Raw genomic sequence first — 1371 nt, forward strand, 5'->3', positions numbered from 1 at the left:
GACGGCCTGTGTGCCCTGTGCGATGGCCGCATCGATCTGCGTGTTCGCCGCGGTGAGGGCCTCGAGCAGGCGCTGCGGGCTGCGGGAGGATCCCGACAGGGCGGCCTGTGCCTGCTGCAGCTGCTGGGCCGTTGCGGCGGCGACCGACGCGATCGTTCCCCCGGAGTCCGGCAGCTGCTGCGCCGCAGCGATGTCGCTCTGCAGCTCGGCGATCAGCGCCTGAGCCTGGGATTCGATCCCCGCCAGCTCGGTGCCGAGGGCGGTGATGGCCTGAACCAGCCGCGGCGCCTGTGCGACCGACTGCTCGGCCGTGCGGATGGCGAACGCGGCTTCGCCGGACCGCCCCGCCGCGATCGCCTGCTCGGCGGCCTCGATGGATCGGTCGGCGAGGGCTGCCCGCGCCGGAGCCTGAGCCGGGTTGTCGGCGACCGTCACGAGCGCCGACTGATCGAACGCGGCGGTGAGTGCGGAGAGCGATGATGCGGCTGACGCCAGCACGGGATCGAGGGCGGCACGTTCACCACGCACCCGTTCGAGTTCCTGCGGGGCGTTCTGCTCGAGCCTGCGCAGTGCATCGAAGGCGTCGGTGTTGTCGTCGAGGACGTCGTCGATCTCGTCGCAGATCCCGATGATGCGGATGTGCCAGGCGCGGCGATCATGGACCGTGTCTTCGATCTCGTCATCGAGCTTCTGCTTGAGGTCGAACGCCTCGGACATCTTCGCCTTCGCGGTCTCGAGGGCACCGCTGAACTCCGACGTCGCGGCCTCACCGAACTGCGCGACCGCGAACCCGAGCTCTTCGCGGCTGGACGTGATCGCGTCGTCGGCCTGCACCAGCGCCGCGCCGGCCTGGGTCTGCACCTGCTCATCGGTGAGCGTGGAGAACGGATCGTTCGGATCCGGCTTCTCGGGCATCGCCCCGCGCCGTCTGATCTCGGCGTTTCGGCGCGATCGGCGGACCAGGGCGATCACGAGCCACACGACCAGCGCCAGCGCGATGATCCCGACCACGATCAGGGTGGCGCGGAGCGCGCCGGCCCCTCCGTCGCCCTGGACCTCGTCGGCGGCGAGGACGATCGCGCCCTCCCAGTCGTTCTGTGCGGCGAGGCCCTGGATCCTGTCCTCGACCTCGTCGAGCTTGCTGTCGCTGAGAGGGCCGTCGGGGGCGGCCGAGATGTAGTAGCTGCGTCCTTCGACGGCGATGGCGAGCAGATACTGCTCGGATCCGAGGTTGTTGTTCTCGGCGACGGTGTCGGCCCATTCGACGCTGTCCGACGGCGACGTGAAGTCATCGACGAGCACGACGAAGAGGTCTGCCGAGGAGTTGTCGCTGAGCGTATGGAGTCGAGCCTCGACGGCATCCTTCTCGCT

At 69.3% G+C, this 1371-nt stretch carries 1 protein-coding gene; it reads right to left on the minus strand.

The genetic code is table 11. The annotated features are described in order from the left end of the window. A partial coding sequence (locus tag J7E68_RS17915; protein ID WP_215174890.1) for a TPM domain-containing protein occupies nucleotides 1-1371 on the minus strand: 1371 nt, incomplete at both ends.

The organism is Microbacterium sp. ISL-103 (assembly GCF_018613995.1).
Lineage (GTDB): Bacteria > Actinomycetota > Actinomycetes > Actinomycetales > Microbacteriaceae > Microbacterium.